Below are 25418 nucleotides of genomic sequence, written 5' to 3' on the forward strand. Positions count from 1 at the left end.
TTTCCTTCTAAAAAACATATTTCCAGGGAGCGGAGTAGCCGCCTGTCTCAACCAAATCGAGCACCCGCTGGGCCATCAAAGTACAATTCATCTGACTATGGGCCTTCTCCATGCCTGCCTGCGCGATAGAACGTCGTTCTTCTTCATGCTGAAGATACCAATGCGTCAAATCAAAAAACTCTTGTGCATTGTGAAAATACTTTACTTCCCGCCCGTCCTCAAAAAGCAGATTCGAATCAGGAACCCACTTGGCCAGCGTAAAGGCCCCGCAGGAAAGACAGTTAATAAAACGATCGGAATGACAAAGCCGCTGCCTGTTATCGGCATTAATGCTTAAAGCAATTTTCGTGTTCGAAACAGCCCGAAATGCATCAAGCCGTTCTATGCGTTCATATCCCAGGCCGCCGTACATCCGTGCAGAGGGCATCCGGGACAGCCGTTTCAAAATGGCAATTCGGTCAGGATCCGTAGCATGCATCGGGTGTTCCGAACGGCCGATGAAAAGAATATCGGACTGCCAATGCGGGTCGGATTCATAAGGATGCTGAATATCGGGCTCACAGGGACACGGCATAAAAGCACACACAGGCACACCGGCCTTCTTATAGTCCTGAAGCCACGAGCCCGCATTCGTCGCAAGGACAATATCCATTTTACGAGCAATCTGCATTCGTTCCTGATTTTGTGCCGGATTCCAATCGGTATCTCGCCCGAGAAAGACCGCATGTTTCAGCGCATCTCTCAAAACATCCAGACACTCCAGACTGATATCCCTCATATTGGAAATCAACACCATCTCGGGCCGATAGGATTCGGCAATCTGAATCAGAGATTCCTCTGTTTTTCTTCTCCCAAAAAGAAGAGCATACTTTCTTTTATGAAACGGAGTAAAATGATGAACAATATTTCGGTAACTGAAGGTCTGAACATCACAGCCGCTCCGCACAAACCCCTTAATCCAATGTCTCCTTTCTATCCGAAGGGATTCGGGCAAATGCAGCTTAAAATCACCGATAATCAGAATCCGTTTGGCCCAAGCCATTGATTTTCCTACCCTCTACGCAAGAAACAAGATATCTTCCATTGAAGAAATTTCGGCCAGATTCAAACGATGAATTCCAAAGACACAGTAGGGCTTATAGCCGAACGATGCCATAAAACCCTCAAAGTCAGCCGGCGTAATTCCAAAATGGGCCATTCCATTTCTCGACACCTCTACCAGAACCGGAGGCAGGGAGTGCTTGTTCTGCTTGAAATATTCCGAACACCCTCTTAAAACGGCCCATTCATATCCTTCCGTGTCAATCTTAATCATTGACGGATGAATCTGTTTTTGGTGAAGATAACTATCTAGACGCTCACTCTGTACTTCTATTTCGGACTGAATTTCTCCGGAGCTGATAAATCCCTTCAATAAAGAAGACCCTCCGGGATTTGTACGATGAAGATACAACCGTTTCATTTCCCCTGACGATTCTCCCAGGGCTACATTATTCAAAAAAAACCGATAGGATGGATTTAATTCCCTCAGTCTCTCCAAATGGGAAAAGTATTCAGGAGCTGGTTCGAAACAATGGACGGCACCTTCGGGGCCAACACGGTCGGCGGCTATCGCAGCAATATACCCTAAATTGGCCCCTACATCGATAAAAATGCCGTTCTTGGGCAGAAATTTCCGGATAGATTCCTGTATAGCGAATTCGTAGGTGCCTTCAAAAAACTTTCGATACCTCGGTGTATCACGAAATTCAAAACGAATCTTCCCTACAAGCCCCTGAAAACTGCCGACGGGATAGGAATGCCGCTTTCCCCTCCATCTTCTCCACTTCTTTTTCAGAGAAAAAAGAGGGTGTTTCATCTTCAAAAATGTTTCCATAAAACCCTCACAAATCCAGCGAGGCATCCGAAAGAATCGATGCAATCCTCTCGGAATTCATAATCTCTTGTATTCGGCGCCGTGTTTTTTGTATCGTTCGTCTGCGAAGACGATACTGTGGGGCATTCACAACCTGCGTCGCATGGGCCAGGTGAAATATATATTCTTTCAGCACCCGGTCCGGGATGCGAACCGTCCTGTACCCCCGGTCCTCCAGCTCAAAATACAGTTTCTGCCCCACCGTCAGCCCCTTGTCCCGGTCCATCAAAAACGACAGGTTCTCCCTTTTTAAAATCTCCGTCCGATACGCACAGCAGACCGTCCGATTGTAATACCGATACCGCCCCAGCGGGTCCGGCACCCGAAACAGCTTCCGAAAAAAGGTCTTATAATCCGTCGCTTTCTTCAGCCAGACTCGCCAGGCCTCTTCCAGCTCCGCCTTCCCCCCGCCCACACAAGCCATCTTCGGCTCATCCAGAAACGGCCCCAGCAGCAGCTCCAGCCACCCCTCCCGATGCACCACCGTATCCGAATGCAGCGACACAAGAAACTCAGTCCGGCACTCCTGCAGGGCCCAATCCAGGGCCGCCGCATGGGCATATCCGCCGCTGGAATCATTGGTCGGGTCCTTTCGCTCCATCAGCCGAATCCATTTGAGCGACTTTAAATACTCCAGCGACTCATCCTGCGAATTGTTATCCACCACTACCACCTCATACGGACCGCGGGTATATTTGCGAATGCTCCGCAGACACAGACGCGTCAAATCGAGCGTCTTGTAATTGACCACACAAATTGTCGCGATTCCGTTCGTCCGGCTCATTGTCCCTGCGGCACAATCAGCTGCGTTTCATACAGATTTTTATAGACCTGACAGGTCCGAATCAAGTCCTCATGCCGGCCCTGCCCCGCAATTCGCCCTTTGTCCAGCACCACAATCCGGTCGGCGGAAATCACCGTGCTGAACCGATGCGCAATCAGAAAACACGTCCGGCCTTTCAGCAGCGTCTGCAGGGCTGCGTGAATCTTTGCTTCGCTGTCGGCGTCAATCTGGCTCATTGCCTCATCAAAAATTAAAATCGCCGGATTCTTCAAAATCGCCCGCGCAATCACAATCCGCTGCATCTGCCCGCCGCTGAATCCGCTGCTGTGCTCGCCGATAATGGTATCATAGCCCTCCGGCAACGGCTCAATAAACTCATGCGCATAGGCCCGACGGGCCGCCTCAATCACCTCTTCCCGGCTTGCCCCCGGCTTACCGTAGGCGATATTGTTGGCAATCGTATCCCGAAACGTCACAATATCCTGCGTCACCAGCCCAATCTGCCCCCGCAGACTCCGCAACGTCGCCCGCCGAATATCCCTGCCGTCTATCAGAATCCGCCCGCTGTCCGGGTCATAAAACCGGGCAATCAGATTCACCAGCGTCGATTTGCCCGAGCCGTTGGGCCCCACAATCGCCACCGTCTGCCCCGCCGGCACCTCCAGCGTAATTCCGTTCAGGGCCGGCAGCACGGCTCCCGGATACGTAAACCGGACCTCTTCAAAAACCATCTTCTCCCGCAGCGGCGCCAAATCAAAGGCATCGGGCTCTTCTTTTTCCAGCGGCTCATCCAGCACCGCAAAGACCCGTTCGGCCGCCGCATTCGCCCGCTGCACCTCATTCCAGACATCGCTCACCTTTCGAACCGACTCCGCCGCCGTGCCCAAAAAAATAACCAAAGCAAAAAAAGTCGAAGACTGCATCCCCTCATAGCCCTGAATGACCCAGGCCGCTCCCAACAGCAGAGCAGCCGAACCGGCAAACATCCCCAATACATCCATCAGCGGGTTTGTCAGTGCCTCTACCCGTGCAATCCGTATCAGCTGCTTGAGCAGGGCCTGATTGGTTTTCTCATAGAGCTCTATCTCGTGGTCCTGGCGGTTGTACACCTTGACGACCCGCACCCCACGCATCGCTTCCTGAATCCGTCCGAGCAGCTGGGCCGAAATGGCCAGCGATTTTTTTGTGGCCTTTTTAATTTTGCGTCCCAGAATCACAAAAAGCCCCAGCACCAGCGGCGCCGCCGTCAAAAAGATAGCCGTCAGCTTCCAGTTCAGCCAAAAGGCCGCTCCAATACAGCCCGCCGCCGTCAGCGGCTCCCGCAGGGTCTTGCCCAGCAGCACCTTAATGCCCCGGCAGCTCTGCGAAACGTCATTAAAAATCCGGCTGGTCGTATCGCTCGTGCCCCGGGTGCTGAAAAAGCCGACCGGCATATACATCGCATGCGCAAACACACGCTCCCGGAGTCGGGTATTGGCAATCAAAACTATCTTTTCCGCCAGAAAATGCTGATAAAAGCGGGCCATGCACCGAAGAATGGTAATAAAAATCATCCCGATGATAATCAGAACAATGGCCTGCAGCTTGGTTTCTTTGGTCTCCTCACGGGGAAGAAAACTGACCGGCCATTGCGCCCAATCCGCGAAAGCCGGCTTCTCCGGTGCGGCGGCCTCCACCGTTCTGACGGAAGGAACTGCATCTGCAGTCGAAATCACCTGCAGGGTCAGCGGCTGCCCGGCAGGACAGGTTGCCAGTGCCTCGAGCATCTTGCCGGAAAAGATCCGCTGTCCGTCCGAGGAAAGATAAGGACTGACACCAACGATCCGATCCTGCGGATGTAAACCGTTTGCTTTCGCCCAGGACTTGGAATGTACCCGCGTAATCAGCAAATAATAAAGAACCGAATTGCCCTCTTCCCCCAGAAAGTCCGAACGGTCCGGTACATAAAAATCCAACCCATACCGCCAGTTGCAAATCTTTCGGTCCACCCAGCCGTGAAGCCCCTCTTCGCTCATCATCACCTTCAAAAGCGGAATGACCGTCGCAAAACTGACGGAAATCATCAGCGCAATCATCACAGACCAGAAGACCAGCTTTACCAGCCGAGGCCACTGCGGCCAGACATCATCCCACACACGCCAAAAAGCAGATAAACCTTTTGTATCCGACATTCACTTCTCCAGAAACGAACAAAACAGGCAGATTACCACAGGGGTGAGGGCTGGTCAAGCATTCAAAATCGACTTAACGGTTCGAATACATCCGTTTATAGTAATCCTGATACTGACCCGAAACCACATGATTGAGCCACTCGGAATGTTCCAGATACCAGCGAATCGTGCGGGAAAGCCCTTCTTCAAACGATACCGAAGGTCTCCAATTCAGCTCCGACATAATCCGGCTCGAATCAATCGCATACCGCCGGTCATGGCCCGGCCGGTCCTTGACAAAAGTAATCAGGGATTCAGGCTTTCCGAGGGCCTTCAAAATCAGACGTACTACGTCGAGATTGTGCTTTTCATTGTTGCCGCCGATATTGTAAACCCGTCCCGGCTGGGCCTCCATTAAGACCTTCCAAACGGCCGTACAGTGGTCATACACATACAGCCAATCCCGGATATGCATCCCGTCCCCGTACACCGGCAGCGGCTTATCCTTCAGGGCATTATGAATCATCAGCGGAATCATCTTTTCCGGGAACTGATACGGTCCGTAATTGTTGGAGCATCGCGTAATATTGTACCGAAGCCCCCAGCTGTGCCCAAACGCCTGAACCAGCATGTCCGCAGATGCCTTGCTGGCCGAATACGGGGAGTTCGGACTCAGCGGTGTTGTCTCTGTAAACTTGCCTTCCGGTCCCAGGGAACCATACACCTCATCCGTCGAAATCTGGACAAACCGCTCCAGTTTTTTCTCCAGAGCAATCTTCAGAAGGGTCAGCGTCCCTTTAACGTTGGTCTCAATGAAAATCCCCGGCTCTTCCAGCGAACGGTCCACATGGCTTTCCGCCGCAAAGTTAATCAGAGCATCAATCTTATAGGTTGATATCAGACTCTCAACCAGGCCCCCGTCACAAATGTCCCCCTTGACAAAGATGTGATTTGGATGGTCTCTATAGCCCTCCAGATTCTCCAGATTGCCCGCATATGTCAGCTTGTCCAGATTCACCACCCGGGTATCCGGATGTTCATCCAGCACCATCCGTACAAAATTGCTGCCGATAAAGCCGGCGCCGCCTGTCACCAAAATCGTTCTCATAATTGCTCCAGAAATTCCCTGAGCGGTTCCTGCCAGGGCCTCATGTCTTTGCCCAGCACAGACCGCAGTTTACGGCAGTCGAACCGGCTGTTTAAGGGCCGTTTGGCCGCCGATGGAAACTCCGATGTTCTGCATGGTTCTATCGAATTCGGAAGTCCTTTGACCTGACAAATAAAACGGGCCATCTCATAGCGGGACGTATAACCGGAGGCCGCCGCATGAAAAACCCCTTCCGGAAACACCGGCAGCCCCAGCATCTGAACAAGCACCTCGGCCAGTTCCGAAGTCGCCGTCGGCGAGCCAACCTGGTCCTCCACCACCCGCAGGACCGGACGGCTCTTGGCAGCCTCCAGAAGCTTGACGACAAAGTTCGTACCCGCCCGCCCATAGGTCCACTGAACCCGCACGATGCAAAATCGGCACCCGGAAGACACCAGCCGCTTCTCCCCTTCCCACTTGCTTCGTCCATAGGCGCTGAGCGGATTGGGCGGGTCCGTCTCGACATATGGCCGCTCCAGCGTCCCGTCAAAGACAAAATCCGTGCTGATATGCATCACCGGCACACCATACCAAGCCGCCGCGCGTCCCAGCAGCCCCACCGCCTCGGCATTGATCTGCATCGCCAGCTCCGGCTCCTGCTCCGCCCGTTCCACGTTGGTATAAGCGGCACAATTCACTACAGCCCGACAGCCGTTCATCGCCTCCTTCAAATCCTCCTCGTTCCGTATATCCAGCTCCGGCAGGTCGTAGGCCCGAACCTCCAACCCGTGCTTTAAACAGCAGGCCGTCAGGTCCGTCCCGAGCATCCCGCGAGCCCCCAAAATGACAATCGGCCCTGTCCCGTTCACAGATTAAACTCCCTCATACCTGGGCAGACGGGAAGGACAAATCTGACGCAGCGGCCCGTATCGGCTGTCTTTAGCGGAGAGAATCGGCTTCTCAATCGGCCAGGCAATCCCAATCTCCGGGTCATTCCAGCAGACCCCGCCTTCACAGTCCGGCACATAAAAATCCGTGCATTTATACGAAAACAAAGCGGTCTCGCTTAATACGCAAAAACCGTGTGCAAATCCCGGAGGAATGTACATCTGCAGGTGATTGTCCGACGACAGCTCTGCACAGACATACCGTCCGAAGGTCGGCGAGCCGACCCGAATATCCACGGCCGCATCAAACACCCGGCCCTGCAACACCTGAACCAGTTTGCCCTGTCCGTGCGGATGCTGATAATGCAGCCCTCGAAGCACCCCCTGCTGCGAAAACGAAACGTTGTCCTGAACAAACGCCGGCAGGCCGAGCTCCGCATACCGTTTCTGCTGCCAGGTTTCCAGAAACCAGCCGCGGGAATCCCCGAATACAGCCGGCCGAATCAGCAGCACCTCCGGAATCGATGTCGGCAGAATCTCCATCAGCCGATTTCCTCTATCATCTGTTTCAGATAATCACCGTAATGATTCTTCTTCAGCGGTTCTGCCAGACGGAGCACCTGTTCGGCATCAATCCATCCCTGCCGATAGGCGATTTCCTCCGGACAGCAAATCATCAGTCCCTGCCGCTGCTGGACCGTCTGGACAAACACCGAGGCCTGAATCATCGCCTCCATTGTACCCGTATCCAGCCAGGCCGTCCCCCGCCCCAGCAGCCGCACCTGAAGACGGTTCTGCTTCAGATACAGATTATTCAAATCCGTAATCTCCAGTTCCCCCCGCGCCGAGGGACGAATCTGCGCCGCCAGCTCCGTCACCTGCGAATCATAAAAATACAGCCCCACCGCCGCATAGTGCGATTTGGGTTTCTGCGGTTTTTCCTCAATCCCGATCACTCGGCCGTTCCGGTCAAACTCGATAACCCCGTACCGTTCCGGGTCTTTGACCCAATATCCGAAAATCAAAGCGCCCTCTTCCTGACGGGCCGCCTCCTGCAGCATCTGGGAAAGCCCCTGCCCGTAAAAAATATTGTCCCCCAGAATCAGACACGCCGGACGGTCCCCCAGAAAATCTCGACCGATTAAAAACGCCTGGGCCAGTCCCTCCGGTCGCGGCTGACAGGCATATTCAATCTGCAGGCCCCATTGCCGGCCGTCTCCCAAAAGACGCTCAAAGAGAGGCAAATCGGCCGGCGTGGAAATCACCAGAATCTCCCGAATCCCCGCCAGCATCAGGGTGGACAGCGGATAGTAAATCATCGGCTTGTCATACACCGGCAGGATTTGCTTGCTGATGGCCTGCGTAATCGGATACAGACGTGTCCCGCTTCCGCCGGCCAAGATAATCCCCTTTCGTTCCATAATCCCTTCCTGTCTCCAATGCAGCTCTCAGAAAAATCGGCCGCTGTTCGAGATTTCCCGGTGACCATCCAAAAAAAACGGGATACAACCGTATCCCGCAAACAACAGTTCAATCCGGCAAACCTACAGCAGCTCATCCAGAGCATCGGTAATGGCCTTTTTGCTCGTCAAGCCGACCCACTTTTTCTCCAGACTGCCGTTCTTGAACAAAAGCAGCGTCGGAATCGCCGTAATCCCGTACTCAATCGCGGCTTGCCTCTGTTCATTGGTATCTACTTTGCAAATCAGGGCACGACCGGCATATTCATTGGCAATTTCCTCAATCACCGGAGCCAGCATCCGGCACGGTCCGCACCATGGAGCCCAGAAATCCACCAGAACCGGCTTGTCCGTCCCCTGAATCATAGATTCAAATTCCGCATCCGTCAATTCAATCACATTACCCGCCATAGACGGTTCCTTTCGCTTCACAAATCAATAATCAATCCGGTTTCATAAACCTGAGGAGGATTCTACCCCTGCTCTCAAACCCTGTCAAACAGGAACTATGGGGCCCCCGGAAAATCCGGTATTTGTTCAGAATCCCCGCGGCTGGACGGCATTGCCGGCGACGGATTTGGGCCGGCAGACGGCGGCTGAATTTCCTGAATGGGAATCCGAGGCCGTTCCCCGGACAAATCGATTTCCGGCAGTTCGATATCCAGGTCCTCCTCTTCTTCCTCATCCAGTTCGCCGGAAACAGAGGAAAGGTCTTCCGGTTTTTCGAGAGAACTCCGCTCCTCCGGCAATTCACTCTGTCCGGCGGACTGCTGGGCATTCCGGACTGATAGAATCGCTTCCCGGACCGCCTCCTCGGCCGGAACATCTGTCAACGAACGAAGGACAATAGGACTTCCGCTGTCGGCCTGCTCCGCCCAGACCAAGCGGTTGCGAATCAGCTCCAGCATCGCCAGGAACAACCCGATAAGCACCAGCCGATTTCCGCGTCCTTCAAAAATGGCTTCCAGCGTTTTCGGTCCTTCCGTCTGAAGCCGATGAAGAATTTCAATCTGATACAGGTCAATCGGCGTATCATCCTGAATTCGTTTGAAATCGCCGATCTGGCCGGTGGCCTTCAAAATCCGGTCAAAGGCCTCCAGCAGCGTCCAGACACTCACTTGTTCCAGGTCAATCTGCGGTTCCTGGGACTTTTCCAAAGAAGACACGATAGAATCCGGACGTGTAAAGCGAAGCGACCGCTGCTCACCCGCCAGAGACAGCAGATTCGCCGCATCTTTATAACGCTTATATTCGAGCAGCTGTCGAATCAGGGTTGAACGAGGGTCTCCTGCACTTTCTTCTGCTCCTTCCTCGGCCTCGCTCTTCGGCAGAAGCATTGCGGATTTGATTTCCAGCAGGGTGGCGGCCATCACCAGAAACTCCGCCGCCACATCCATATCCAGCTCCTTGAGCATCTCAATATAATGAAGATACTGCTCCGTGATGCGGGCAATCGGAATATCATAGATATCCAGCTCTTCTTTGCGGACCAGATACAGCAGCAGGTCCAGCGGGCCGGCAAACACATCCAGCTGTACACGATATTCACTCACAAATCATCCCCCTCACTCACCTTACCCTCCTCGCCCCATTCGTCCAAAAGCATCTTTTCATTCAGTACAGACGCCGCCCGTTCCGCATCCGTTTCCAAAACCTGAAGCGAAACAGGAAAAACACCCGTCGGATACAGACCGCTGACAACCGGTTCTCCGAGAATCACACAGCGAATCCCTGCCTCCTCCAGTGCAATCCTGGCCAGCTGGGCCTCTATCGGGTCCGCATATTGGGCCACCGTAATCAGCTTCTGCGCTTGGCTCACAGAATCCCTTTCAAACCGACCGCCCGACGAACCCGGTCCAGCGTTCTGCGGGCCACCGCATCCGCCCGCGCTGCCCCATCCATCAGAATCTTCTCCACATAATCCGGATTCTTTTCCAGCTCCGCCCGCTTGGCCCGATAAGGCCGGAAATATTCAATCAGAAGCTCCGCAATTCTCTTCTTAACTGTCCCGTAGCCCAGGCCGCCTTTCCTATAGCGTTCTTCCCACTCTTTCAATTCTTCCGGCGAAGCCGCCAGCCGCAGAAGGGCAAACAGATTGCATGTTTCCGGATTTTTCGGTGCCTCCACCGGCGTCGAATCCGTCACAATTCGCATCACCTTCTTCTGAACACTCGACTCCGGCTCAAAGATTTCAATCGTGTTATTGTAGCTTTTGGACATCTTCCGTCCGTCCAGACCCGGCACAACCGCCACCGATTCAATAATGTAATCCTCCGGAATCACGAATGTTTCTCCATAGGTGTTGTTAAACTTGACAGCAATATCCCGGGTCACCTCGATATGCTGCTTCTGGTCAGCCCCTACGGGAACCAGCTGGCTGTCAAAAATCAGGATATCCGCCGCCTGAAGCACCGGATACGCAAACAGCCCGTGGTTGGGGCTGATGCCCTGAGAAACCTTATCTTTATAACTGGTGCACCGCTGCAGCAGCCCCATGGGGGTAATGCACGAAAGAATCCATTGCAGCTCCGTCACCGCCGGCACATCCGACTGCCGCCAGAAGACCGTTTTTTTCGGATTCAGTCCCAGCGCCAGATAATCCATTGCGACTTCCATCGTCCTTTGACGGAGGGCCTCCGGATTGGGGTTGGACGTCAAGGCATGGTAATCCGCAATGAAATAGAACCCTTCATGTTCTTCCTGAAGGGCTAAGTTTTGTCTCATCGCACCAAAATAATTGCCGATATGAAGTTTCCCAGACGGCTGAATCCCGGAAAGAATCCTCACGACGTAAAATCTCCTCAAAAAAGTTCTAAAGCACTGTACAGTATCAAGTAAAACCCCTTCCGTCAAGATTTGACCCATTGAGATTACACCCGTCAAAAAAAAATGGTTGTCGTCCCATAAAACCCCTTCTTGTTTACAAATAATAAAAAACAAACAAAATTCTTAAGTATTCCTTTATATTTTCTTTCTTTTTGCTTAATATTATTTTATAATTTACAATGTACAATCTCTGAGGGGAGCACATTATGGTTTCAATTTCTACCATATCCATATCTCTCCAAGGACTATCGGAGGTACTGAAAGCCTATTTTGACCGGTTCGAGAAATCGGACAGCGGAAGCCGCCTCAACCGCGCTTCTGACGGAGCCGCCCAGCTGGCTATCTCTTCTTTTCTGCGGTGTGAAATCGCCTCCGTAAAACAGGGATTTCTGAATCTAAATGAAGCCGTCTCCCTTCTCCAAACAGCCGAAGGCAACTTGGGGGAGATTTCCGAAAAACTTCAGCGGATGCTCGAGTTGACAACGCAGGCACAAAGCGGAACGCTATCGCCTGCCCAAATACAAATCCTTCAGGGAGAATTCGATAATCTATCTCAGGAAATAGCACAAATCAGCCAAACAGCGGAATATAACGGCATACCCCTCCACCAGCAAAAGCAAACTTTATTCCTGTCTGCGGCCGGTAAAGAAATTCCTATTCAGTTGGAAGCCATCAATTTATTTCAGGGAAATGTTGAAAGTCCCGCCTGTGTCGAAGCACTGAGGTCTTTCATTGAGTTTATTCGAAATTACCGGTCCAGATTGGCCGCAACACTGAACTCTGTAGAAGGACTGTCTGACTATCTAAACAAGCTTCTGGAAGAAGCAACCCATTCGAAATCCCGGATATCCGACACGGACTATGCACAGGAAATCCTTGACTTATCTTCTTCCCAAATCGCTGCTCATATCGAATCAATTGGAATCCAAAATCATCTTTCCGCCCAAGCCGTACTGTCCCTCCTTCAGGAAAGATAACAAAAAAACCGTTAAACCTCCATAAATGTGAATTAGTGCGCACTTTTGTACTTCACAAACCAATAATCTTTCACAAAAAACGCTTTTTTTGTTGCATTTTTGTCTTAAAATCATATTTTATCAGTCAAAAATACGGGTTCGCCATCGGAATTACTGATAGTCAAGACCAACCTTTTTTTGAAAGGGAGAGGAGTAATGGCAGAGCAAACATCAAAAGGACTGAAATCACTTCTGACGGAAAACAGAACATTTCCCCCGCCTGCTTCCATCCGAGCCAACGCCTGGGTCAACAGCATGGAACAGTATCAGAAAATGTGGGAGCAATCCATCAATGAGCCCGACAAGTTCTGGCTCCAGCAGGCCGAGATGCTTACCTGGTTCAAAAAACCGACAAAAAGTCTGGTGTACACTTGGAACACCAAGGCACGGAAAATCGAGCATACTTGGTTTGCTGACGGCAGTTTGAATGTTTCGTACAACTGTCTCGATCGGCATCTGGGCACTCCTGTCGAAAACAAGGTGGCTATCCTCTGGCAGGGTGAAGAAGAAAATGCTGTTAAAAAAATCACCTATAAACAGCTCCACGCGGAAGTCTGCAAGTTCGCCAATGTCCTGAAATCCAAAGGCATTCGCAAAGGCGACCGGGTAGCCGTTTATATGCCGATGGTGCCCGAATTGGCTGTTGTCATGCTCGCCTGCACCCGAATCGGCGCCATTCACTCTGTGATTTTCGGCGGATTCAGCGCCGACGCCATCAAAGACCGTGTCAATGACTCCAGCTGCAAAATGCTGATTACGGCCAATGTCTCTCTTCGTGCCGGCAAGCATATTCCGCTCAAATCTATCGCTGATGAAGCCCTCGAAAAATGCCCGTCCATCGAAAATGTGGTCGTTGTAAAGGTCAACAATGACCCCTGCAATATGAAAAACGGGCGGGATTTCTGGTACCATGACCTGATGGCCAAAGCCGACCCGAACTGCCCTGCCGAACCGATGGACGCTGAAACACCTTTGTTTATCCTGTACACATCCGGTTCCACAGGCAAGCCCAAAGGAGTCGTTCACACCACCGGCGGGTATTTGCTTCACGTGGCTCTCACCCACAAAATCGTCTTCAATATTCACGATGACGATATTTACTGGTGCACCGCCGACATCGGCTGGGTCACCGGACACAGCTACATCGTCTATGGACCGCTGGCCAACGGCACCACCAGCTTGATGTTCGAAGGCGTACCTACCTATCCGGACGCCGGCCGGTTCTGGCACATCTGCGACAAATTCGGCGTCACAGTCTTCTACACCGCTCCGACGGCTATTCGGGCCCTGATGCGGCTGGGTGAAGAATGGGTGATGAAATACAAACTGGACACCCTCCGGGTACTCGGCAGCGTTGGTGAACCTATCAATCCGGAGGCCTGGATTTGGTACTATGAAAAAGTCGGACGAAAACGCTGCCCCATCGTCGATACCTGGTGGCAGACGGAAACCGGCGGTTTTATGATTACCCCGCTGCCTGGGGCTATGACCCTCAAACCCGGCAGTGCCTGCAAGCCGTTCTTCGGCGTGGACCCCATCGTCCTGCGGGACGACGGCACACAATGCGCACCCAACGAAGGCGGAAAATTGTGCATTCGGAAGCCCTGGCCGGGAATGATGCGGACAACTTGGGGCGACCATGAACGATTCATTGACACCTATTTTACGATGTTCGACAACATGTACTTCACCGGCGACGGCTGCCGAGTGGACGAAGACGGCGACTACTGGCTGATGGGACGCATCGATGATGTCGTTAACGTCTCCGGACACCGCATCGGCACCGCTGAAGTCGAAAGTGCCCTGGTCAGCCATCCGAAAGTGGCCGAAGCCGCCGTGACTCCCATTCCGCACGAAATCAAAGGACAGGGGCTCTATGCATACGTCACGCTGAAAGAAGGCATTCAGGAAAGCGAGGAATTGAAAAAGGAACTGATTCAGCATGTCCGAAAGGAAATCGGAGCAATTGCCGCTCCGGAGGCCATTCAGTTTGCACCCGCCCTGCCCAAAACCCGTTCCGGGAAAATTATGCGGCGAATCCTGCGGAAAATCGCTGAAAAAGATATCAGCAACCTCGGCGACATCTCCACACTGGCTGATCCGAGCGTTGTCGAAAAACTCATTGCAGGACGGGGATAAAAACAATCAAAACTGCTTCAGGCCGGACGTGCATCCCCGCACGTTCGGCCTTTCTTACACATCTGAAAAGGAGGTCTTATGTCAGAAAACCAATCATCCGGACCCATTAAAAATCACGGTTGGTCTGTTACATTTGCCGGAATGGGCATCAACCTGGCCCTGGGAATTCTGTACACCTGGAGCGTAATCAGCAAAGGAATTCCCGCGGAGTGGGGTTGGACGGAAACCCAAAAATCCCTTCCCTATATGTTTGCCTGCCTCATCTTTTCTTTAGTCATGGTCCCCGCCGGACGAATGCAGGACAAAATGGGCCCTCGTCTGGCAGCCACCATTGGCGGTCTTTTGGTTGGAATGGGCTTCATTTTCGCCAGTTTCTTTACGTCCCCCATCGGATATCTGCTCGGTTTCGGCATCCTGGCCGGGGCCGGAATCGGATTCGGGTATGCATCCGCAACCCCTCCGGCAGTCAAGTGGTTTCCCGCAGACAAAACCGGACTGATAGCGGGTATCGTTGTGTCCGGCTTCGGTCTGGCCTCCGTCTATGCTTCACCGCTTACAAAATATTTGATTAGCACCTACGGTGTTCAAAAAACCGTGCTGTTTCTCGGTATCGGATTTCTTGCTGCGGTTGTCTTTCTGGCTCAGCTGCTGAAAGCCCCGCCGCCGGGCTACACGGCAACCCTCAAATCTTCCTCCGCAAACAGCCCTGCCGCTGCTCCGGCCGCCGCAAAGCGGGATTTTGCCCCATCCGAGATGCTCCAAACCATCCAGTTTTATCTGCTTTGGTTTCTGTACGCCTGCGGGGCCGGGGCTGGGTTGATGATTATCGCCAAACTGGCAGCCATTGTAAAAGTCCAGGCAGGGTTGGAAATGGGCTTTGTTCTCGTGGCTGTATTAGCCGTCGGAAACGGCGCAGGGCGAATCGGGGCAGGAATGCTCAGCGACAAAATTGGACGCAAAGCCGCCCTGTTCCTTTGCTTTGTGGTCCAGGCCGTCTGCATCTTTCTGCTGTCTATGGCCAAGGAAAAGACGCTGCTTGCCTCGGTTCCGGTTTTGTCGCTCCTTTCAGCGCTGATCGGAGCCAACTATGGTGCCAATCTGGCCCTCTTCCCATCCATCACCAAAGACTATTACGGACTGAAAAACTTTGGTGTCAATTACGGACTGGTTTTTACCTCGTGGGGAGTCGGAGGCTTTATGCTGGCCTATCTGGCAGGCAAAATGTATGACCTTTATAAAACCTTTGCCTATGCCTATTATGGAGCCGTTCTCCTGCTGATCGCGGCTGCGGTCTGCACGTTTTTGCTGCGGCCGCCGCTTCCCAAAACAGCCGCTGTGGAAATCAGATAAAAACCGTCGCAACAGTTCCTTGAACCAAAAACAGACTCAGCCGTACCAAAACGAACGCAGTAAAAAAACGGAACCGAATTATTCAACAGGAATACAGACAACATGGACCAAAAAAAATTCTTCCGGTGGTGGGTCGTTGTTGGAGCGTTAATCATTCAAATCAGTTTAGGGGCGGTCTACATCTGGAGTGTTTTTCAAACACCATTAAAGACTTTCTTTCCTTCCTGGTCCGAAACAGCCGTCACACTGCCGGCCCAAATTGTCTTGGCCATGTTTGCGCTGGCGGTCATCATCGGCGGGCGTATCCAGGACCGCATCGGTCCTCGCAAAGTCGCCACCGCCGGCGGCATCATTCTCGGCACAGGACTCATTCTCGCCCGTTTTACGGAATTTTTTGAACCTTCCTGGGCCCTGGTGTGGCTGATTCTGACCTTTTCCGTCCTGGGCGGCATTGGCATCGGCACCGGCTACGTCTGTCCGATTGCCACCTGTGTCAAATGGTTCCCGGACAAACGAGGCCTTGTCACCGGTCTGGCTGTTGCCGGTTTCGGAGCCGGGGCGTTCTTTTTTGCTCCGCTGGCCAAAGCCCTGATTGCCGGCATACCGTATCAAATCTTCAACATCCCCCTCTTTTCTCTGCCTAAAATCGGCGTTTTCAATACTTTTCTGACTCTGGGAATTATCTTTTTGACCGCTGTCGTCACCGGCGCCCAGCTGCTGCGCAATCCGCCCGCCGGTTATAAACCGGCCGGATGGAATCCGCCGCAACCCGTACAATCCACCGCCGCTCCGAAGACCGACTATACCCCTTCCGAAATGCTGCGGCTGCCCGCCTTTTGGCTGCTCTGGATTACCTATTTCGCCGGCTGCACCGCCGGTCTTCAAATCATTATGAAGGCATCGCCCATTTGGCAGTCCTTCCGAACAGCCGCGATGACTCCTCCGATTCAGGAAGACGCGTTCAATCAGATTGCCGCCGCCGGTGCTACGGCCATCGCCGTTCTGGCAATCTTTAATTCTCTCGGACGGATTCTTTGGGGGAAAATTTCCGATGCCTTCGGGAGAAAAGGAACGCTGATTACGATGTTTATTCTTTGCGGCGCTGCCATGCTTCTGCTGGACCGGCTTCGGGAATACCCCATCTATTTGGTCGGCGTTTCTCTAATCGGCTTATGTTTCGGCGGTTATCTGGCCCTCTATCCGGCTGTCACAGCGGATTTCTTCGGGACCAAACACTTCGGCGTCAATTACGGCTGTATGTTCACGGCATTCGGTGCCGGCGGAATCGTCGGACCTTATTTGGCCGCCGCCCTGATGAAAACAGTAAACACCATTCCATACCTGTCCAGAGATTCCAGCGGAGCCGTCGTAGAAAAACTCTTCACCATCGGCAATTACCGCCTCGCATTCTGGGTCGCCGGCATCGCCTGCCTGGCAGCGGCAGCTGTTATGACGCAGATTAAACCGCCCAAAAAAGCGTAATTTCCGCTGAAAACCTTAAGAGCCCGGACCACTCCGGGCTCTTTTTTTCACAACTTCCCCCTGAATTTCCTCCGCCGGATAAGCCGAAGAGAAAAATCATCTCTTCTGCTTTTTAAGCAGCAACCCCAAAATAAATCGACTCAGGAAAGCCCATGCAGCGGAAAGACCGTGCGGCGGACTGCATTGAGCACCTGTTCCGCCGCCGGCAGCACCGATTCTCTTTGCCAATTTGAGGGAACCAAAACCCGGTCCCGAAGCCCCCTATCATCGTTCCAGTCCGTACTTTGCAGCATCACACCGCCCAGACCCGCCCAGGTTTCATCGGTCTGCTGACGTCCGCACAGAGTCGCCCAAACCAGCGCCCAGGCCCGTACTGTATTCTCCACATGGTACCCGCCCCCGCCGACCGCTAAAATCGGCTTGCCAAAGACCAGCAGAGACTGAACGACCTCGACATACACATTATTGGTTAACGAAAAACCGGCCAGCGGGTCTCCCGCCAGGGTATCAGCACCGATTTCCAGCACAATCACATCCGGCCCGTACGCCCCAATCAGCGGAAGAACCCCCTCCCGAAACACCTTCAGATAAACCTCATCATAGACCCCCGGCGGCAGCGGAAAATTCACACTGTACCCGCGTCCCTCGCCTTCTCCAATTTCATCCACAAACCCTGTACCGGGAAACAGTGTCCGGCCGTCCTGATGCGTCGATATCGTCATCACATCGGCCCGGTCATAAAAGGCCGCCTGAACCCCATCGCAGTGATGCACATCCACATCGAGAAACAGCACCCGCTTGCCCGCCTTTACAAATTCCAGACACCCCAAAACAACATCATTCAAATAACAAAACCCGCCTGCTCTCCCGGCGTGAGCATGATGATACCCCCCGGAAGGATTAAAGGCAATCCCGGCTTTCCCCTCCAAAATCAGACGAGCCCCTGTTATCGTCGCCCCCGCCGCCAGTGCCGCATAATCATAAACTCCGTCAAAAACCGGACAATCCCCCGTCCCCAACCCCATCCAAAACATCGAAGAATCAAACTCCCCTCTGTTTGCCCGCTCCAGCGCATCCAGATAGGCCGAAGAATGAAACTGTTCCAGAACAGAGCGTTCAGCTTTCTCCGGAGCGGCTTCGAAAACATCCGGCCCGCTCAGCAATCCCATCGACAGCAGTTTCCGATAAAGCAACGCGGCACGAAACGTCTTGAAGGGACAGGAGTCCGGATAAGAATACTGTTCCAGCTGCGGGCTATGAATCAAGGCCTTTTTCACAGAAACGCCTTTCAGAACAGACCGTTCCTTTGCTGATTCTAATATACCTCAAACAGTTCGGGTTTCCAGTAGGCAAGTAAAAAAAACTGCGTACAAAGGCGGTCTGCGTGTCCCCCTCCTAAAAACTCCCCCTCCTCTTATCGGTAATAAATCCGGATACGTCCGATTTGTGCATCTGTACGAAAGACTATCCGAAACCATCTCGAACCGTGCGGAACCAGTGTCAGTTCATATTTAACCGGGATAAAATACCCATAGACAGGATCGCCGGGGTCATACACAGTTCGTCGGCTTTTGGCTTTCGCAAAAGAAACACCGTCTTTGCTGAAGAAAAAAGCAAAATCGGAAATATTTTTTTCAAAATACGTTTCCAGCACACATCGGCAGATTGCTCCTTCGGTCCGGTAGAGCATCTCTCCGCCGGCAGCCCCTTTGACACGGCTTCCATCTTCCTTCATCCGGCGGGCCTGGGTGGTTTCAAGCACCACCCGCCCCCGAAAGCTGTAAACCTGCGACCAATCTTTTAACTCATCCACTATCGCCTGACAATCCACAATCGGGGAGACGGCAAGATTGGATGGTTTCGATTGTCCGGCTGCATTCTTGGCAATCACCCGGTAAAAATAGCGTTTCCCGATTTTCGCCGTCATATCGTGAAAAAGAGGTCCATACTCGACTTGGGCATCCGAAACATTCCAGCCGATTACCTCCCAGGGACCGGTTTCTGACTCCGCTCTTTCGATATCATAAGCAGCCGCACCCGCAGAACCCCGCCAGGAAATTGCCGTGATATCCTCAATGGGCAAAAGGGTCGGCGGAAGTGGCTTCTCCAGCGGCGGCTCCGGAACGCCTGCAATCTCGAATGCCTTCTGACGCACCAATTTCAGCAGAGACGTTTCATAATAATCCTCTCCGCTTGGAAAACCCGGCCAATGATAAGAACGAAACCGCCCGAAAGAATCCGGCTCTGAATGCCAGTAAAAACCCCCTTCCCGCTTATGCGAACGAAGAGACCAAACCATGGCCCCGCTGATGCCTTCCTGAATCACATAATCCAGCAGCTCGCGGACCTTTCCGTTCGTTTCAAATCCGAGCTCCCCTACAATATAGGGTTTCCGGCCTCTGACCATTTCCCGGGAAACCCGAACATCCCCGATAAAATCCGGATTCAGGCTCGGATAATGATGCGTCGTCACAACATCAACAAACGGCTCTTCGACCGACTCCGGTCGGACCTTCGTAGCAAAAAAGCCGTCCATAACCAGATGATTGGGGTCAATGCTTTTGATATAACCGGCAATCTCATGAGTCCACTCCGGAGGACAGCAGAGTTCGTTTCCGGTCTCCCAAAGCAGAATTGCTTTGCAGTCTTTGTAGCATTCTCCGGTATAAACGTTCCTTCGGTTCAGCGTATATTCAATGGTTTTTTTGAAATCCTCAATCAGCTGCCTGTCCGTCCAAAAACGCGAGCGGGCACTGTCCGGCCTTTGATAAATCGTCACACTTTCTTTCCCGCGAAAAGCCGCATAATCTTCCACTCCGCCCCACCACTTCGTACTGTCCAGCAGAGGAAAGATGATGCGAATCCCCTTCTGCTCAGCAATCTGCAAAACTTTATCAATCACCCGAAATCCTTCCTCGTTAAATTGCCCGGGGCCCTCCACATGAACCGGATGTGTCTCACCGGGGCGCCGAACAGAAAGGGTATACAGCCGCGTCGCCCGCCCTCCTAACTGGCGGATGGATTCAAGCGCATCAGCAATTTCATATTCATCCGGCCATCGCCAGGCGCACGTCTCTTCAAAAAACATCACATCTTCTTTGTTATGCAAATCCGGAATATTGAAGGAAATAAAGCGATATTCCTTGTCGCCTTCCATCAATTTATCTCCGCGAGCCGTAATAAAATGCTCAAAGCGGTTTGATTTCTCCGGTTCTTTTCTCTTCCTCTGTTTGTTGCTCAAACTCATAGTTTCTCCAGACTGCGGGCAAAGAAACTGTCAAAAAGGGGACACTCTCAAATGCATCCCTCAACAGAGATTTTGAACGGTTAAAATGATTGCACAATCGACTGTGATATTATCAGAAAATATTTGCACAATCAACTAAAAAAAGCCCAAATTCTCAATTTCAGAGCTTGTGCATCTTGATTTCTGTTGAAAAAGAACTGTTTTCCGACTACGATGAGGTTTGGGAAAAGGCAAAAAAATGGATTACAAACAAATAACAGGTACAATTTTTGATATTAAAAAATACGCGATTCACGACGGGCCCGGCATTCGCACAACCGTCTTTTTCAAGGGCTGTCCGCTACGATGTTCCTGGTGTCACAATCCGGAAAGCTGGGAAACCAATCCTGAAATGCTCCATCGGCCTGTCCGCTGCATCCAGTGCGGACGATGTCTCCAAATCTGTCCAAACCAGGCACTGAGCAGAATTAACGGCAAAATACATCGGGATTTAAGCCGCTGTACAGTTTGCGGCGCCTGCATTTCCCCCTGCCCGGCCCAAGCAATGGAAAAAGTCGGCCGGAAGGTCACTGTTGAGGAAGTTTTAAAAGAAATAGAAAAAGATTCCGTTTTTTATGACCAATCCGGCGGCGGTGTTACTTTTTCAGGCGGTGAACCCCTCACCCAACCTGACTTTCTCTACGCTTTGCTGACTGCCTGCAAGGAAATGGGGTTCCAAACGGCCGTTGATACGTCCTGTTATGGAAAACGTGAAACTCTAAAGTCAATTCTGGATTTCAGTGACCTTTTTTTGTGCGACATCAAACATCTCGATTCAAAAAAACATCGGGAGTTTACCGGTGTGGACAATTCCCTGATTCTGGACAACATCAGTTGGTTAAGCACAAACGCTCGCCAAATCATCATTCGGGTTCCCGTCATTGCAGGCTTCAATGATTCACCCGACAGCATTCAGGCCATTGGACAGTATGTACAAAATCTGAAAACCATAAAACAAATCGACCTTTTGCCGTATAATAGTGGAGGAATCGCCAAGGCGGAGCGGCTCGGCAAGAGCGAGCGAGTGTTCAGAAGCCGGCGTCTCTCAGTGGAACAAATGAAAAAACTTGCACAGACGCTGCAGGAAATGGGTTTTTGTGTAAAAATCGGCGGATAGAACCTATGAACGAACGAGTTGCCAAACTGCGTGCTCAAAGTGTAAACACCAAACCGTACATCAGTGCTGAACGGGCTGAACTGATTACCGATTTCTATCAGAGCGGCGTCACGATGGAGTTTTCTCCTCCGGTTGTCCGCGGCCTAGCCCTCAACTACATCATGAGCCGCAAGCACATCTGCATCAATGAAGGCGAATTAATCGTCGGCGAGCGGGGACCGGCTCCTAAAGCCACCTATACCTATCCGGAACTGTGCTGCCATACCCTCGAAGATTTCGAAATTATGGCGCGGCGCACCCGAACCTCCTTTGATGTCAGCGAGGATGTCAAAAAGGTTTATCAAGAAAAAATTATTCCCTTCTGGAAAGGCAAAACGATGCGGGAAAAGGTCTTCGCCGCAATGAGCGAAGACTGGCATCGGGCCTTTGAAGCGGGCATTTTTACCGAGTTTATGGAGCAGCGGGCGCCCGGCCATGCCATCCTCGACGACAAGATTTACCGAAAAGGTCTGCTCGACCTGCAGGATGAAATCAGCCAGTCCATCCGCAGTCTGGACTTTTACGGCGACCCGGAGGCCCACGCAAAACTCCAGGAACTCAAAGGAATGAAACTGGCAATCGATGCCGTGCTGACCCTGGCCCGCCGGTATGCCGAAAAAGCCCAGCAGCTGGCCCAGAGCGAATCCGACCCCGTCCGCAAAAAAGAGCTGGAGGAAATCGCCGCCGTCTGCCGGCATGTGCCTGCCTATGCTCCGCGAACTTTCCGAGAGGCCCTGCAGGCCTATTGGTTCGTGCATCTGGGCGTCATCACAGACCTGAACGTCTGGGACTCCTTCAATCCGGGCCGCCTCGACCAGCATCTGTATCCCTTCTACAAACGAGAGCTGGAGGCCGGAACGCTCACCCGCGAGCAGGCCAAAGAGCTGCTCCAGTGTTTCTGGATTAAGTTCAACAACCAGCCCGCCCCGCCTAAGGTCGGCATCACGGAAGAACAGAGCGGCACCTATACCGATTTTTCGCTCATCAACGTCGGCGGTGTGGACCCTCAGACCGGACAGGACGCCGTCAACGACGTTTCCTATCTGATTCTCGAGGTCGTCGAGGAAATGCAGCTCGTTCAGCCCAGCTGCTGTATCCAAATCAGCGCCAAAAACCCCGACCGATTCGTCAGACGGGCTTGTCAGGTCATTCGCACCGGTCTGGGGCAACCGTCCGTTTTTAATACGGATGTCATCATTCGCGAAATGCTCCACGACGGCAAATCGCTTTTCGATGCCCGAAGCGGCGGCCCCAGCGGCTGCGTCGAGGTGAGTGCCTTTGGAAAAGAAAGCTGCATCCTCACCGGCTACTGCAACTGGCCCAAAATCTTTGAGGTCACCCTGCATAACGGACGCGACCCGCGAACCGGCGTTCAGGTCGGCCCGAAAACCGGCGACCCGGAAACTTTTACAACTTTTGAGCAGCTGCGCGACGCCTACAAAAAGCAGCTGAATCACTTTATCAACATCAAAATCCGCGGCAACCAAATCATCGAACGGCTGTATGCAGAATGGATGCCCGCCGTTTTTATGTCCGTGCTGGTCGATGACTGCATCAAGCGGGGCAAAGACTACCACAACGGCGGCCCGCGCTACAATACAACCTACATTCAGGGCGTCGGCATCGGTACGCTCACCGATGCCCTCACGGCCGTCAAATTCCACGTCTTCGACCGCAAGACGCTCACCATGCGGACCCTCTTAAAAGCCCTCGAGGCAAACTTCGAAGGGATGGAAGACATTCAGAATCTGCTCCGGCAGGCCCCCTGCTACGGCAACGATGACGATTACGCCGACGCCGTCGCCGTCGATTTATTCAATCTATACTACGACGCCATCAACGGCAGACCCAACACCAAGGGCGGCAAATACCGCATTAACCTCCTGCCGACCACGGTCCACATCTATTTTGGGCAGGTTACCGGTGCCCTGCCCAACGGACGCAAGGCCGGTCTGCCTCTGTCCGACGGCATCTCCCCCAGTCAGGGAGCCGACACCCACGGCCCGACCTCCGTTCTCAAATCCGCCGCCAAACTCGACCATGCTCGAACCGGCGGCACCCTGCTCAATATGAAATTCATTCCGCAGGTGCTCGAAGGGGAGGGGCTGGACAAACTGGTTCATCTGATTCGCAGCTACTTCCGACTGGACGGCCACCATATCCAGTTTAATGTCGTCAACCGGCAGACCCTGCTGGAGGCCCAGAAAAATCCCCAGCAGTATCGCCATTTGATTGTCCGCGTTGCCGGATACAGCGACTATTTTGTGGAGCTCGGCGAAGGCCTGCAGAACGAAATCATCGCCCGCACGGAACAGACATCCATTTGACGGCAGCGATTCTGCATCAGCAGAGACAGACGTCTATTTCAGCAGCCCCAGCTGCTGCGGCAGCCACAGCGACAAGGCGGGAACATAGGAACAGATAAACAATACGACAATCATCGCGGCATAGAAATAGCCGATCTGCCTCATTACCCTTGTCACCGTCGTTTCAGCAATCCCGCAGCCCAGGAACAGACACGTCCCCACCGGCGGCGTGCACAGTCCGATGCACAGATTTGTAATCATAATAATGCCGAAGTGAAGCGGATGGACCCCGAAGGTAGCCACCACCGGCAGAAAAATCGGCGTAAAAATCAGAACCGCCGGCGTCATATCCATAAAGGTCCCCACCGCCAGCAAAATCAGATTAATGATCAGCAGAACCAGAATTCGGTTATGCGTCAGTCCCAGCAGCGAGGCGCTGATATCCTGCGGAATGCGCTCGGCCGCCAGCACCCAGCTCATCGCCATACTCGTGGCAATCAGCAGAAAAACCACCGACGTCATTACTCCGGCCTGCAGCAGAATCCCCGGGATTTCCGACCACTTGACCTCCTTGTAAAACACTACCGCCAGCAGAAACGAATACAGCACTGCCACGGCGGAGGCCTCCGTCGCCGTAAAAATCCCTTTCAGAATCCCGCCCATCACAATTACAATCAGCAGCAAAGCCGGAATTGCCTGAATAAACCGCCTTACCGACTCTCCGGCTTCCAGCGTTTCGCCTTTGCCGTAATTTCGCTTCCAGGAAATCAGGCTGCTGACCAGCATCAGTCCCAGGCCGACCAGAATCCCCGGAATGACCCCCGCCATAAAAATCGCGGCGATGGAAACCGCCCCGCCGGTCGCCAGGGAATACACAATCATCACATTGCTGGGCGGAATCAGCAGTCCGGTCGTGGCCGCTGTAATCGTCACGGAGGCATTAAAATCCCGGTCATAGCCGCGCTTGTTCATCAGCGGAATCATAAAGCCGCCCACACTCGAAACCGCCGCGGCCGCCGAACCGGAAATCGCCCCAAACAGCATACACGTCAGAATATTCACCAGGGCCAGCCCGCCGCGAAAATGCCCCACCAGAACGTTCGCAAAATCAATCAGACGACGAGCAATCCCTCCATGGCCCATAAACAAGCCGGACAGAATAAAAAAGGGAATGGCCAGCAGAGAAAACTCATCAATGCCCGTGGCCATTTTGTGGGCAACCGCCGCAAAAGCCGGCAAATCGCCCATCGCCAGGATGCCCAGCAGCGACGCAATCCCCATCGAAAAGGCCACCGGAACGCCCAGCACCAGCAGAATCACGAAACTGACAACCAGAATCTGAATCGGAAAATCCATTACTGCTCCTCGCCCTGAAAATCATCCGTTTGCTGAACAGACGTTTTGAAAAATTGGATCACTCGCTCACAGAGGCCGATTCCGCCGTACAGAAGCATAAAGAAACCGCTGATGGGAACCGCCAGATACACGTATCCCATCTGGACCCCCAGCGCCGGCGATTTCTGCTGCAGACGCAGCGTGATTTGAACCAGTTCCGTCCCGCCGAGAATCATCAC

General features: G+C 52.8%; 22 protein-coding genes. 6 read left to right on the forward strand and 16 right to left on the reverse strand.

The genetic code is table 11. The features are described from left to right. Positions 1-7 precede the first annotated feature (7 nt). The 12 genes from PKY88_11810 to trpS all read right to left on the reverse strand — a co-directional run bounded on the left by PKY88_11810 (position 8) and on the right by trpS (position 11070). Positions 8-1042 carry a glycosyltransferase gene (locus tag PKY88_11810; GenBank protein ID HOQ05885.1) on the reverse strand — a complete coding sequence of 345 codons (1035 nt, stop codon included), beginning with the start codon at positions 1040-1042 and terminating at the stop codon, positions 8-10. 15 nt (positions 1043-1057) lie between these two features. Further along, the gene (locus PKY88_11815) at positions 1058-1858 is read right to left on the reverse strand and encodes an FkbM family methyltransferase (GenBank protein HOQ05886.1); all 801 of its coding nucleotides are present in this window, start codon (positions 1856-1858) and stop codon (positions 1058-1060) included. A 25-nt stretch (positions 1859-1883) separates the two neighbouring features. Then, entirely contained in the window at positions 1884-2699 is an 816-nt protein-coding gene (locus PKY88_11820) for a glycosyltransferase (GenBank protein ID HOQ05887.1), read from the reverse strand. Next, complete coding sequence (locus tag PKY88_11825) at positions 2696-4870, reverse strand: ABC transporter ATP-binding protein (protein HOQ05888.1); 2175 nt, start codon at positions 4868-4870, stop codon at positions 2696-2698. The genes PKY88_11820 and PKY88_11825 overlap by 4 nt, the downstream gene beginning before the upstream one ends. Before the next feature lie 73 nt (positions 4871-4943). After that, positions 4944-5957 carry a dTDP-glucose 4,6-dehydratase gene (gene rfbB, locus PKY88_11830; protein HOQ05889.1) on the reverse strand — a complete coding sequence of 338 codons (1014 nt, stop codon included), beginning with the start codon at positions 5955-5957 and terminating at the stop codon, positions 4944-4946. Next, the gene (rfbD, locus tag PKY88_11835) at positions 5954-6805 is read right to left on the reverse strand and encodes a dTDP-4-dehydrorhamnose reductase (GenBank protein ID HOQ05890.1); all 852 of its coding nucleotides are present in this window, start codon (positions 6803-6805) and stop codon (positions 5954-5956) included. The genes rfbB and rfbD overlap by 4 nt, the downstream gene beginning before the upstream one ends. A 3-nt stretch (positions 6806-6808) precedes the next feature. Then, entirely contained in the window at positions 6809-7366 is a 558-nt protein-coding gene (gene rfbC, locus PKY88_11840) for a dTDP-4-dehydrorhamnose 3,5-epimerase (GenBank protein HOQ05891.1), read from the reverse strand. Continuing rightward, positions 7366-8244 (reverse strand): glucose-1-phosphate thymidylyltransferase RfbA, encoded by an 879-nt coding sequence (rfbA, locus tag PKY88_11845; protein ID HOQ05892.1) that lies wholly within the window; start codon positions 8242-8244, stop codon positions 7366-7368. The genes rfbC and rfbA overlap by 1 nt, the downstream gene beginning before the upstream one ends. Before the next feature lie 123 nt (positions 8245-8367). Next, positions 8368-8694 carry a thioredoxin gene (gene trxA, locus PKY88_11850; protein HOQ05893.1) on the reverse strand — a complete coding sequence of 109 codons (327 nt, stop codon included), beginning with the start codon at positions 8692-8694 and terminating at the stop codon, positions 8368-8370. Between the two features lie 95 nt (positions 8695-8789). Further along, entirely contained in the window at positions 8790-9836 is a 1047-nt protein-coding gene (locus tag PKY88_11855) for a segregation/condensation protein A (GenBank protein HOQ05894.1), read from the reverse strand. After that, complete coding sequence (locus PKY88_11860) at positions 9833-10102, reverse strand: DUF2007 domain-containing protein (protein ID HOQ05895.1); 270 nt, start codon at positions 10100-10102, stop codon at positions 9833-9835. Before PKY88_11860 ends, PKY88_11855 begins: the two co-directional genes overlap by 4 nt. Next, positions 10099-11070, reverse strand: coding sequence for a tryptophan--tRNA ligase (gene trpS / locus PKY88_11865; GenBank protein HOQ05896.1), 972 nt, complete (start codon positions 11068-11070; stop codon positions 10099-10101). The genes PKY88_11860 and trpS overlap by 4 nt, the downstream gene beginning before the upstream one ends. A 245-nt stretch (positions 11071-11315) precedes the next feature. Here trpS and PKY88_11870 point away from each other — a divergent pair, with 245 nt between their 5' ends. The 4 genes from PKY88_11870 to PKY88_11885 all read left to right on the forward strand — a co-directional run bounded on the left by PKY88_11870 (position 11316) and on the right by PKY88_11885 (position 17096). After that, the gene (locus PKY88_11870) at positions 11316-12086 is read left to right on the forward strand and encodes a hypothetical protein (GenBank protein HOQ05897.1); all 771 of its coding nucleotides are present in this window, start codon (positions 11316-11318) and stop codon (positions 12084-12086) included. 195 nt (positions 12087-12281) lie between these two features. Then, a complete protein-coding gene (gene acs, locus PKY88_11875) occupies positions 12282-14264 on the forward strand; it encodes an acetate--CoA ligase (protein HOQ05898.1) in 1983 nt (660 codons plus the stop codon). Between the two features lie 78 nt (positions 14265-14342). Further along, the gene (locus PKY88_11880; GenBank protein HOQ05899.1) at positions 14343-15614 is read left to right on the forward strand and encodes an OFA family MFS transporter; all 1272 of its coding nucleotides are present in this window, start codon (positions 14343-14345) and stop codon (positions 15612-15614) included. 102 nt (positions 15615-15716) lie between these two features. Beyond that, a complete protein-coding gene (locus PKY88_11885) occupies positions 15717-17096 on the forward strand; it encodes an OFA family MFS transporter (GenBank protein HOQ05900.1) in 1380 nt (459 codons plus the stop codon). A 140-nt stretch (positions 17097-17236) separates the two neighbouring features. On the opposite strand, the gene PKY88_11890 is transcribed toward PKY88_11885, so the two are convergent. Both PKY88_11890 and PKY88_11895 read right to left on the reverse strand, forming a co-directional pair. Next, positions 17237-18373 (reverse strand): acetoin utilization protein AcuC, encoded by a 1137-nt coding sequence (locus PKY88_11890; protein HOQ05901.1) that lies wholly within the window; start codon positions 18371-18373, stop codon positions 17237-17239. A 137-nt stretch (positions 18374-18510) separates the two neighbouring features. Then, on the reverse strand, positions 18511-20343 hold the full coding sequence (locus tag PKY88_11895; protein ID HOQ05902.1) for a hypothetical protein: 1833 nt from the start codon (positions 20341-20343) through the stop codon (positions 18511-18513). Between the two features lie 238 nt (positions 20344-20581). Here PKY88_11895 and PKY88_11900 point away from each other — a divergent pair, with 238 nt between their 5' ends. Both PKY88_11900 and PKY88_11905 read left to right on the forward strand, forming a co-directional pair. Next, on the forward strand, positions 20582-21499 hold the full coding sequence (locus PKY88_11900) for a glycyl-radical enzyme activating protein (GenBank protein HOQ05903.1): 918 nt from the start codon (positions 20582-20584) through the stop codon (positions 21497-21499). A 5-nt stretch (positions 21500-21504) separates the two neighbouring features. Next, positions 21505-23865: a glycyl radical protein gene (locus PKY88_11905; protein ID HOQ05904.1), complete on the forward strand. Its 2361-nt coding sequence runs from the start codon at positions 21505-21507 to the stop codon at positions 23863-23865. A 33-nt stretch (positions 23866-23898) separates the two neighbouring features. Here the strand turns inward: PKY88_11905 and PKY88_11910 are convergent, their stop codons facing one another. Both PKY88_11910 and PKY88_11915 read right to left on the reverse strand, forming a co-directional pair. Beyond that, positions 23899-25200, reverse strand: a complete 1302-nt coding sequence (locus tag PKY88_11910) for a TRAP transporter large permease (protein HOQ05905.1) — start codon at positions 25198-25200, stop codon at positions 23899-23901. Further along, the coding region (locus PKY88_11915; GenBank protein ID HOQ05906.1) for a hypothetical protein at positions 25200-25418 on the reverse strand (219 nt) is incomplete at its 5' end. The genes PKY88_11915 and PKY88_11910, both read right to left, overlap by 1 nt.

It is taken from the genome of Anaerohalosphaeraceae bacterium (assembly GCA_035378985.1).
Classification (GTDB): domain Bacteria; phylum Planctomycetota; class Phycisphaerae; order Sedimentisphaerales; family Anaerohalosphaeraceae; genus JAHDQI01.